This is a genomic window from Sulfurimonas sp. hsl 1-7, assembly GCF_030577135.1.
In the GTDB taxonomy this organism is placed as follows: Bacteria; Campylobacterota; Campylobacteria; order Campylobacterales; family Sulfurimonadaceae; genus Sulfurimonas; species Sulfurimonas microaerophilus.
The window spans coordinates 577,244-588,760 of sequence record NZ_JAUIRR010000001.1 but is presented as its reverse complement, the minus strand read 5'-3'; the positions used below and the strand labels follow the sequence as shown (position 1 = coordinate 588,760).

The 11,517-nt window shown below is 37.3% G+C and carries 9 protein-coding genes; all 9 read left to right on the top strand.

The genetic code is table 11. The features are described from left to right. Nucleotides 1-6: 6 nt before the first annotated feature. The 9 genes from QWY88_RS02840 to hsdR all read left to right on the top strand — a co-directional run bounded on the left by QWY88_RS02840 (nt 7) and on the right by hsdR (nt 11,491). A complete protein-coding gene (locus QWY88_RS02840; RefSeq protein ID WP_304543844.1) occupies nt 7-861 on the top strand; it encodes a sugar phosphate isomerase/epimerase family protein in 855 nt (284 codons plus the stop codon). After that, a complete protein-coding gene (locus QWY88_RS02835) occupies nt 858-1,745 on the top strand; it encodes a DMT family transporter (RefSeq protein WP_304543842.1) in 888 nt (295 codons plus the stop codon). Before QWY88_RS02840 ends, QWY88_RS02835 begins: the two co-directional genes overlap by 4 nt. Nucleotides 1,746-1,755: 10 nt before the next feature. After that, a complete protein-coding gene (gene atzF, locus QWY88_RS02830; RefSeq protein WP_304543841.1) occupies nt 1,756-3,090 on the top strand; it encodes an allophanate hydrolase in 1,335 nt (444 codons plus the stop codon). After that, entirely contained in the window at nt 3,083-3,472 is a 390-nt protein-coding gene (locus QWY88_RS02825; RefSeq protein ID WP_304543839.1) for an allophanate hydrolase-related protein, read from the top strand. The genes atzF and QWY88_RS02825 overlap by 8 nt, the downstream gene beginning before the upstream one ends. 46 nt (nt 3,473-3,518) lie before the next feature. Beyond that, entirely contained in the window at nt 3,519-5,615 is a 2,097-nt protein-coding gene (locus tag QWY88_RS02820; RefSeq protein WP_304543837.1) for a helix-hairpin-helix domain-containing protein, read from the top strand. A gap of 23 nt (nt 5,616-5,638) precedes the next feature. Continuing rightward, complete coding sequence (locus QWY88_RS02815) at nt 5,639-6,418, top strand: TrmH family RNA methyltransferase (protein WP_304543835.1); 780 nt, start codon at nt 5,639-5,641, stop codon at nt 6,416-6,418. 116 nt (nt 6,419-6,534) lie between these two features. Continuing rightward, on the top strand, nt 6,535-7,989 hold the full coding sequence (locus QWY88_RS02810) for a class I SAM-dependent DNA methyltransferase (RefSeq protein ID WP_304543833.1): 1,455 nt from the start codon (nt 6,535-6,537) through the stop codon (nt 7,987-7,989). Then, nucleotides 7,986-9,134, top strand: coding sequence for a restriction endonuclease subunit S (locus QWY88_RS02805; protein ID WP_304543831.1), 1,149 nt, complete (start codon nt 7,986-7,988; stop codon nt 9,132-9,134). Before QWY88_RS02810 ends, QWY88_RS02805 begins: the two co-directional genes overlap by 4 nt. Then, the gene (hsdR, locus tag QWY88_RS02800) at nt 9,131-11,491 is read left to right on the top strand and encodes an EcoAI/FtnUII family type I restriction enzme subunit R (RefSeq protein WP_304543829.1); all 2,361 of its coding nucleotides are present in this window, start codon (nt 9,131-9,133) and stop codon (nt 11,489-11,491) included. Before QWY88_RS02805 ends, hsdR begins: the two co-directional genes overlap by 4 nt. Nucleotides 11,492-11,517 lie beyond the last annotated feature (26 nt).

Sequence of the window (11,517 nt, the reverse complement as noted above, 5' to 3'; positions counted from 1 at the left end):
GAGATTATGCAACTAAAAAATTTTAAAACTCTGTGGGGCTTTGAAGGCGATTTTGAGATTGCTTGTATTCAGGCCAAAGAAGCAGGTTTTGAAGGGATTGAAGGGCAGGCTCCCAAAGAGTTGGAAGAGCAGCTTTATTGGAGGGAGTGCCTAGATAAGTATGAACTTGATTTTATCGGCGAAATTGTAACAGGAGGAGATTATGTCCCCGCACGCCATCATACAGTGCAAGAGCATATAAATGATGTTGAAGTCGGAATCAAGAACTCTTTGAAACTCTCTGCAAGTTTTGTAACATGTATCGGCGGGTGTGATGCATGGAGTGAAGAGGAAAGTATAGAGTTTTTTCAAAGAGCAATGGAAGTTGCACAAAGTTACGGTGTAAAGATATGTTTTGAAACACATCGAAGCCGTTGCTTATTTACCCCTTGGACTACAAGACGTATAGTACAAGAACTTCCATATATAAAACTAACACTCGATATGAGTCACTGGTGTGTCGTATGTGAGCGTTTAATGGATACGGAATTAGATACTATAAAAGCAATTGCTTCTAATGTGTATCATATTCATGCACGTGTCGGTTACGATCAGGGACCGCAAGTACCTCATCCAAGGGCACCTGAGTATGAGGCAGCTTTACTTTCTCATCAAAGGATTTGGGAACTTATCTGGAGTGTACAAAAAGAAAAAGGGATGCAAAACTCAACCATGACACCTGAGTTTGGACCTGATGGATATCTGCATACACTCCCTTTTACCAACGTCCCTGTTGCTGACCTATGGGAGATAAACTGTTGGATGGCAGAAACAGAGAAAAGTCATTTTTACGATTATTTTAAAAGAGAAGGTGCATTATGAAAGCACATTTACCTGTTTTAGTTTTGCTTGGAGCTTCCGTACTCTGGGGACTCACTTGGCTTCCTCTAAAGAGTATCAATGAGATGGGGATTGACGGGATCGGGCTGATATTTTTAGCTTACGGTATGTTGGCTTTTGTTTTGACTCCGCTGTTGGTGAAACAGTTTAAAGTGTGGAGAGAGCATAAAAAGATGATGTTGCTTATCGCCTTTTTCGGCGGTGGGGCAAATCTTGCCTTTACCTATGCGCTTATAAACGGTGAAGTGATCCGTGTTATGGTGCTTTTTTATTTACTTCCTGTATGGGGAGTTGCAGGGGGTCGTCTCTTTTTAAAAGAGGAAATAGACCGTTGGCGTTATTTAGGTGCATTTTTGGCAATCAGTGGTGCTTTTTTAATTCTTGGAGGTTTTGAAGTATTTAACACTTCACCTTCATGGATTGATCTAATAGCATTAATATCGGGCTTATTCTTTGCACTAAACAATTTAATGTTCCGTGCAGCCCAAGCTGTCCCTGTCAGTTCAAAGATAGGGAGTATGTTTTTTGGTTGTTTTGCCATGGCGGGAATTTTTTTACTCGCAGGAGTTGAACAATTACCAAGCGGAGTAAGTGAGAATGCTTGGCTGCTGCTTGTTGGATACGCTCTGTTTTGGCTTCTTGTGGCAAATATCGGCTCACAGTGGGGAGTTACCCATATGGAAGCGGGGCGCTCGTCAATTATAATTATTTTAGAACTTATAACTGCCGTTATCTCTGCAACGTTGATTGCAGGTGAGACTATGTCGGCTGTTGAATGGATGGGCGGTGCACTTATTATGACAGCGGCCTTTATAGAAGCATTTCGTACTAAAGATGACGATAAACCGTTAACAACGATCGATTAAAGGAAAAAAGATGAATATTACAAATTTAAAAAAATCATATATAGATAAAACACTTACGCCTAGAGATTTGATGGTACAAATAAAAGAACGTATAGAAAAGCACAGCACCAATCCAATCTGGATGCATATCTTGAGCGAGGATGAGCTTGAACCTTATTTGAAAAGACTTGAATCATGTGAGCCGTCATCTTTGCCTCTTTACGGCATCCCTTTTTCTATCAAAGACAACATCGACTTAGAAGGTGTGCCAACAACGGCGGGTTGTTTAGATTATAGTTATGTACCTGAGAAGTCTGCTTTTGTCGTGGAAGCGCTTATTGAAGCGGGTGCTATCCCTGTGGGAAAAACAGCACTAGATCAGTTTGCTACGGGACTTGTGGGGACACGCTCACCCATCGGGGCTTGTCAAAACAGTATAGACCCTAAGTATATCTCGGGCGGTTCAAGTTCGGGAAGTGCAGTGAGTGTCGCTTTAGAAATGGCAGCATTTTCACTCGGAACAGATACTGCAGGTTCGGGTCGCGTTCCTGCAGCTTTTAATAATCTTGTTGGACTCAAACCTTCTAAAGGAGTTCTCAGTACATCAGGTTTAGTACCTGCTTGTAGAAGCCTTGACTGTATCTCGATCTTTGCTAACACTACCGAAGATGCACAAAAGGTTTTTGACGTGGCGGCATCTTTTGACGAGAGCGATCCTTATAGCCGTAAAATGCCAGAGATCCAAAAAAGCATCCCATCTAGTTTTTGTTTTGCTATTCCAAAAGCAGAGCAGTTAAAGTTCTTCGGTGACACTCAAGCTGAGGAGCTGTTTTATGCAGCAGTTAAAAAATTTGAAGAGATGGGTGGAACTGCGGTTGAGAGTGATTTTTCACCTATGCTTGAAGCGGCAAATCTGCTTTACTACGGTCCATGGGTGGCAGAGCGCTACGTAGCGGTAAAGGATATGATCGAAAACAAGCCTGAGAGCTTTATAGAAGTAACTAGGACGATCATAGAATCGGGAAAAACGAAAACGGCAGAGGATTATTTTAATGCCGAATATAAACTCAAAGCTTTTAGACGCCAGGCGGATATGGTGATGAATGATGTTGATTTTGCACTTACTCCGACGACGGGTACTATCTATACGATCGAGGAAGTAAATGCCGATCCGATTCAGCTCAATACAAACCTCGGGTACTACACTAACTTTATGAATCTGCTTGACTTCTCAGCGTATGCAGTCCCTGCAGGTTTTAGAGATAATGGAATGCCGTTTGGTATTACGATGTTCGCAGAAGCTTTTGAAGACAGAAAACTGTTACAAATGGGAGAAAACTATATGCAAAGGGAGAGTGATGTCTAAAACAATTAAAATAGCAGTTTGCGGCGCACATATGAGCGGGCTACCGCTTAATCATCAACTAACTGAACTAGATGCTAAACTTGAGAAAAAGACAACTACAGCTAAAGGGTACAGACTTTTTAACGTACCTGAGAAAGTACCGCCACGTCCGGGAATGGTTCGTGATGAGACAAGCGATGCATCTTTAGAGCTTGAAGTATGGGAGATGCCACTGGAGAACTTCGGGGCATTTATGATCCAGATCGCATCACCGCTTTGTATAGGGACGGTATTTTTGGAAGATGGAAGCAGTGTTTACGGTTTCTTGTGTGAAAATAATGCTATTTTAGAAGCTGAAGAGATAACACAATTTGGTGGATGGATAAAATACATCTCTAAGTAGGAAATTTAATTGTAACTAAGTATAATTGCGAAAAAAAGTACCCTTTATGCAAAATCTTATTAATCTACTTAGTAAAAAAACAAATCTACAAAAAGAATATGTATCAAATATTTTAAAACTTCTTGAGGAAGGCTCTACTATCCCTTTTATCGCACGTTATCGTAAAGAGATGACTGGGGGAGCTGATGATGAAGTGCTTCGTGAGTTTGAAACAATATACAACGGAGTTAAAAATCTTCTGGAGAGAAAAGCTGAGATCTCACGTCTTATATCTGAGAGAGCAGTGCTGAGCGATGAGTTACAAAAAAGTATAGAAGATGCACAAAGTTTACGGGAACTAGAAGATATCTACCGCCCTTACAAAGAGAAGAAAAATTCCCGTGCGGCAACCGCGATCGCAAACGGACTCACACCTCTGGCAAATACACTTCAAAAAGCTAAACTCACAACAGAAGCCTTAAAAGTTGAAGCCAAAAAATTCATAAATGCAAAAGTAAAAAATGTTGATGAAGCTTTGCAAGGTGCGCAAGATATTTTGGCAGAACGCTACGCTGAAAACCCTAAAGAGAGGGAATACATAAGAAATACAATGCTTCGTCACGGAGTTTTAGAGGTTAAAAAAACAAAAACTCTTGATGAAAACGGTGTATATAAAAACTTTGTAGGCAGCAGCGAAAAAATTGCATATATCCCATCACACAGATATTTGGCGATAATGAGAGGAGTTAACGAAAAAGAGCTCTCAGCAAAAATCGGTATAGATATAGAAAGAATAGAAGAGAACATTAGACACTACAAAATTCCAAAATATGCCTCAAGCTCTAAAGAGTACTTAGAAAAGGCCTATACAGATGGACTCAAAAGACTTTTATTACCATCTATTGAGCGAGAGGTACACAGCGAACTAAAAGAGAAAGCCGATCTCGCAGCAATCGGGGTGTTTGGCAAAAATCTCGGTCAGCTTCTTATGACACCTCCTGTAAGTAAAAAAGTTCTTTTAGGGGTTGATCCTGCATATCGTACAGGGTGTAAACTAGCAGTCATTGATGAAAACGGAAACTATCTTGAGTCAGCTGTTATATACCCAACCGAACCGCAAAACGACTATGAAGCCTCAAAACATAAAGTACTGGAACTTCATAAAAAGTACACTATAGACGGTGTAGCTATCGGTAACGGTACAGCTTCAAGAGAGACTCAGGAGTTCTTCGCAAAACTCAACGCACAAGAGGGTGTAAAGCTTATCTATACAGTTGTTTCAGAAGCTGGTGCTTCGGTTTACTCTGCTTCAAAGATCGCAGCGCAGGAGTATCCTGATCTTGATGTAACGATTCGCGGCGCGATCTCCATTGCACAACGTCTGCGTGATCCTATGGCGGCACTTGTAAAGATTGATCCGAAATCTTTGGGAATAGGGCAGTATCAACACGACGTAAATCAAAAGCTTCTAGAGAAAAAACTGGGTGATGTTACAGAGGATCTGGTTAACCGCGTGGGTGTTGACATTAACTCTGCTTCACTCTCTTTACTCTCACATATAGCGGGCATAACTCCAAAATTAGCTCAGAACATCATTAGTTACAGAGATGAGAATGGCAACTTTACCTCTAAAGAACAGCTTTTAAATGTAAAAGGCTTAGGGAAAAAAGCTTATGAGCAAGCCGCAGGGTTTATCCGCATAAAAGATGGAAAAACTGTTTTTGACAACAGTGGGATCCACCCTGAGAGTTACGGTGTTGCCAAAAGATTAGAGGGGATTGATCTTAAAACTGCAGATGTAACAATGCTATCTAAAGAACTTGGTGTTGGGGAAGATACTCTAAAAGATATCATCAAAGAGTTGTTAAAACCTGGATTTGATCCAAGGGAAGAGTTACCGGCTATCCCGTTTAAAGAGGGGCTGCGTGACATTAAAATGTTAAAAGTAGGCAGTTTTGTCTCAGGTGTAGTGCGAAACATTGCCGATTTTGGAGCATTTGTAGATATAGGACTTAAAAACGACGGGATGATACATATCTCAAAGATGAGTGAAAAAAGGATCAAACATCCGCTTGAAGTGCTCTCACTCAATCAATATCTGCCAAAAATTGAAGTAGTAAGTGTCGATAACGAAAAAGGGAAGATTGGACTGAGTCTAGTCTAGAAAAAATGATAGGTGGAAAAAAGATGTTGAATTTAATTGAGATTGAGGATGTAAATATTCCTGAATTACAGCTCTATAAACAGTTACGAGACAATGCATTTACCCAAGATAATAGCTTTATTGCCGATTCACCAAAAGTGATAAATCTACTGCTCGAATCCGATCTAAAGATTAAAAGTATTTTATCGACAAAAGAGTACTATGAAGAGTTTGAGGATCTAATACGAAAAAAAGATATAGAAAAGTTATATGTCGCTACTAAAAAAGAACTTGAAAGTATTGTAGGTCATACTGTACACCATAATGCGATGATGCACGGCATTCGTCCCGAGCCTACACCCTTAGAGGCATTAGGCGATAAAATAATAATGCTAGATGAAATCTCATCTACACAAAATGTCGGTTCCATCGCCCGATCTGCTGCTGCTTTAGGGGTAAACTCTTATCTCCTTCCCAAACAAGGACCTCACCCTTATTCACGACGATCTCTCCGTGTGTCTATGGGGTATGTTTCTAAGTTGCAGATACATATCTATGAAAATATCATTGAAACCATTGAAGTTCTCAAACAAGCTGGTTATACTATTTTAGCAGCTGAAGTTACCAATGAGTCTATAGAGTTGGCAAAACTCGAAGTACCCGAAAAATGGGTCTTAATTATGGGACACGAGGGAAAAGGGATCTCTAAAGAGATACTTGATCTTTGCGATAAAACCGTAAAGATAGAAATGGTCGAGGGGATTAAAAGTTTTAATGTGAGTGTCGCAGCATCTATTATGATGTATAAACTTATACACTCTTAAATGTTTTTTATTTATGTAGCGAAATAATATTACTAGGTGATGAGTCATTTGATAAAAAATTCAAGTATTTATTGTATTAGAAATGATAGAATAAGAACAATAAAAATAGGAAAAATATGTTCGAACAAACTTTTAAAAATATAGATGATCTTTTATGGAAAGATTCAGGTGCCGATAGTGAGCTAGACTACATAGGACAAACTTCTTGGATAATGTTTTTACGCTATCTTGATGATTTAGAAAGAGAAAAAAAAGATATTAAAGAGCTCTCAGGCGAAGAGTACACATACATACTAGATGAAGAGTATCGTTGGAATGTTTGGGCTATGCCAAAAGATAAAAATGGTGAGCTAGATCACAATAAAGCTCTAACAGGTAAAGACTTGGTTGAATTTGTTGATTTGAAGCTTTTCCCATACCTCTCAAAGTTTAAACAAAAAACAGATAATCCTTTAACTATAGAGTATAAAATAGGTGAGATATTTTCAGAACTTAAAAATAAGATTCAAAGCGGATACAACCTAAGAGAGATACTTGAATACGCGGATGAACTTCCTTTTAAATCAAGCAAAGATAAACATGAGTTAAGCCATCTGTATGAGACCAAGATCAAAAACATGGGAAATGCAGGAAGAAATGGCGGACAGTACTACACTCCAAGACCTTTGATTCGTGCCATGATAAACGTGATAGACCCTCAAATAGGCGAGAAGGTCTATGATGGTGCGGTAGGTAGTGCAGGGTTCTTGTGTGAAGCGTATGACTATATGTATGATCGTATGAATAAAAACGTAGACAATCTAAAGATTTTACAAGAAAAAACATTTTACGGTAAAGAGAAGAAAAACCTTGCATATGTCATAGGTATTATGAACATGATCCTTCACGGCATAGAAGCACCAAACATCAAGCATACAAACACTTTGGCTGAATCTATAAGAGACATACAGGAAAAAGACAGATACCACGTAATACTTGCAAACCCACCTTTTGGCGGAAAAGAGCGCAAAGAGGTTCAACAAAACTTTGACATAAAAACCGGCGAGACTGCTTTTTTATTTATGCAACACTTTATCAAGTCACTAAAAGCAGGTGGTCGTGGTGCTGTGGTTATAAAAAATACCATTTTAAGCAACTCTGATAACGCTTCAGTAGCACTTCGCAAGCATATACTTGAATCTTGTAATCTTCACACCATACTCGATATGCCAAGCGGTACGTTTACGGGAGCGGGCGTTAAAACAGTAGTGTTGTTTTTTACTAAAGGCGAAGCCACTAAAAATATATGGTACTACCAACTAAACCCTGGTCGTAATATGGGTAAAACTAACCCTTTGAATGATTCTGATATGAAAGAGTTTATAGAGCTTCAAAAAACAAAGGCTGAGAGTGATAACTCTTGGAGTGTAAATATTCACGATATAGATGAAACGACTTATGATTTGAGTGTAAAGAATCCAAATGTAGTTGATGAAGTAGAACTAAGAACACCAAAACAGATACTTGAAGAGATTAAAAATTTGGACAGTGAAACAAATAAACTATTAGCTTCTATTAAAGAATTGGTATGAGTAAAGACATAGCACTATTAAAAGATTTATGTGATGATTTTAAAAAGGATATTGTGGATGGTCCTTTTGGTTCTAATCTTAAGAGAGAACACTTTGTCGAAGAAGGTATTCCTGTTATAAAAATACAAAACATCAAACCATTTTTGATAATACCAAAAAATTTAAGTTATGTAACATCTGAAAAATATGAAGAATTAAAAAGGCATTCATATAAACAAGGTGATATAGTTATGACAAAACTTGGTAATCCACTTGGTGCATCAGCAATTGTAGAAAACATTAATGATGGACTTATTGTTGCGGATACTGTTAGAATAAGAGCAGAAAAAATTAATACAAAATATTTGTGTTACCACTTAAATTCTCCAATTACACAAGATTTAATTAATTCCCAACAAAAGGGGGCAACAAGACCAAGGGTTAAAATTGCAAATGTTAGAGAACTGCCAATTTATGCTCCAAAAGAAGAACAACAAAAACAAATTGTAGAGATTCTAGATAAGGTTTTTGAATCTATAGATAAAGCTAAAGAGAATATTGAAAAAAATATAGAAAACTCTAAAGAGCTTTTTCAAAGCAGATTAAATGAGATATTTTCACAAAAAGGTGAAGACTGGGAAGAAAAGAAATTTAAAAATTGTCTTAAGCTTAAAAGTGGTGATGGACTAACATCAAAGAATATGATTCAAAGTGGTAGTTATCATGTCTATGGTGGAAATGGTGTCACAGGAAACCATAATAACTTTAATTTAGAAGGTGAACATATTATAATTGGTAGAGTAGGTGCTAATTGTGGGAATGTTAGATTGATAAAGGAAAAGATATGGTTAACAGATAATGCTTTTCAAGTTTCGGAAATGTATGTTGATTTTTATAAGCCATTTTTAGTTTATCTTTTAAATTATAAAAATTTAAGACAGTACGCTAGGCAAGCTGCTCAGCCAGTTGTTTCAAATTCATCAATTAAAGATGTAGTTCTGGTGTATCCTACGAATGCAACAATACAAAAACAAATTGTACATGAATTAGATTCTTTAAAAGAACAAACAAAACAATTAGAAAAGTATTACCAACAAAAACTTCAAAACCTAGAAGAGCTTAAAAAGTCCGTACTTCAAAAAGCTTTTAGCGGAGAACTTGTATGAATGAAGCACAAACAAGACTAGAACTTATAGACCCTAAACTGCGTGAAGCTGGATGGGGAGTTGTGGAAGATTCAAGGATTCAAGTAGAGTACCCAATAAGTCAAGGAAGATTAAAAGGATATAACGGAGAAAGAACAAACCCTATACGTGCTGATTATGTGCTTGTCTATAAAAACAGACGCTTAGCAGTTATAGAAGCTAAAAAAAGAGATCTTCACTACAGCGAGGGTGTAGCTCAGGCAAAAGAGTATGCAGATCGTTTACAGATTCGCTATGCCTATTCCACAAATGGACTGGCTATCTATGGTATAGATATGGATGAAGCAACAGAGGGTGATGTAAAAAACTTTCCAACGCCAAATGAGTTATGGCAAATGACCTATCCAAAAGAGGATAGTGTTTTAGATAGATTATTTGCAATACCTTTAGAAAGTAGCGGTGGGAAGTGGCAACTAAGATACTATCAGACAAATGCCATCAATAGAGTGCTTGAAGCCGTTGCAAATGAGCAAAAACACATTCTTTTAACTCTTGCAACTGGTACAGGTAAGACTGCCATCGCTTTTCAAATAGCTTGGAAACTATTTCACTCACGCTGGAATTTACAAAAAGATTTTAAAAGAACACCGCGTATCCTTTTTTTAGCAGATAGAAATATATTAGCCGATCAGGCTTTTAACTCATTTGGTGCATTTGAAGAGGATGCACTTGTAAGAATAAACCCAAGTGAGATAAGAAAGAAAAACAAAGTACCAAAAAACGGTTCTATATTTTTTACTATATTTCAAACTTTTATGACAGGAATCAATGACACTCCAAACTTTGGCGAGTACCCTAAGGACTACTTTGATTTTATTATTATAGATGAGTGTCACAGAGGCGGTGCGAATGATGAGAGTGAATGGAGAGCTATTTTAGAGTATTTTAGTCCTGCATATCAACTAGGACTTACTGCGACACCAAAAAGGGATGTAAACGGTGATACTTATGCTTACTTTGGAAAACCTGTCTATGAGTACTCACTAAAAGAGGGGATAAACGATGGATTCCTTACCCCTTTTAAAGTAAAAGATATCTCAACTACAGGTGATACTTATATTTATACAGATGAAGATGAGATTTTGGAAGGTGAAATAGAAGAGGGCAGAGAATACACTAAAGAGGAACAAAATAGAATTATTGAGATAATGGATATAGAAAAATATCGTGTAAAACTTTTTATGGATATGATAGACCAAACTCAAAAAACTCTTGTGTTCTGTGAGACTCAGGCTCATGCAGCGGCTATAAGAAACCTTATAAATCAGAGTGTAAAAGAAAAACATATAGATTATTGTCATAGGGTAGGTGCAGATGATGGAGCACGTGGGGAAAAACACTTACGTGATTTTCAAGATAATGAAAAAAGATACCCGACTATTCTTACGACTTCAAGAAAACTAAGTACCGGTGTAGATGCTCCGGAAATAAAAAATATAGTGCTCTTACGCAGTGTAAAATCTATGGTTGAGTTTAAACAAATAATAGGGCGTGGTACACGTCTTTTTGATGGTAAAGATTATTTTACAATTTATGATTTTTATGATGCTTATAAGCACTTTCACGATCCTAAATGGGATGGTGAACCGATAGATCCTGAAACACCTAAACCAAAACCGCCAAAAGAGCCTTGTAAAGTGTGTGGAGAAAGACCTTGTATATGTCCTCCTCCGGAAGAACAACCTTGTAAAGTGTGCGGTAATATTCCATGTGTGTGTGAAAAGCCTCCAAAACAGATAATAAAAATAAAACTATCAGACGGAAACTATAGAAATCTTGACTCAATGGTTAAAACTATGTTTTATTCACCTGAAGGCAAACCAATATCTGCTGGAGAATTTGTTAAAAGACTTTTTGATGATATGCCAAATTTTTTTGAAGATGAAGATGAATTAAGACGTATATGGAGTATACCGGATACAAGAAAAAGGCTTTTAGAAGAGCTTAGTGATGCTGGATATTCTGTAGAGCAACTTGAAGACTTAAAAGCTATTGTCCATGGTGAAGATAGTGATCTTTACGATGTGCTCTCCTATATAGCTTATCATAAAGATTTAATACCAAGATTAGATCGTGCTACTAAAGCAAAATTGAAAATTACACATTACGATAAAGCTAAACAAGATTTTTTAGATTTTGTACTTGAACAGTATGTGGATAATGGGGTAAAAGAGTTAGACGATAAAAGACTTGCAACTTTATTAGTTACCAAATATCACGCAATAGATGATGCAAAACAAGTATTAGGGGAAATACCTGAAATAAGAGAAACATTTATAGGGTTTCAAAAGTATTTATACGAAATGGAAATTGCATAAATGAAAAGAAAAATCATAATGAATTA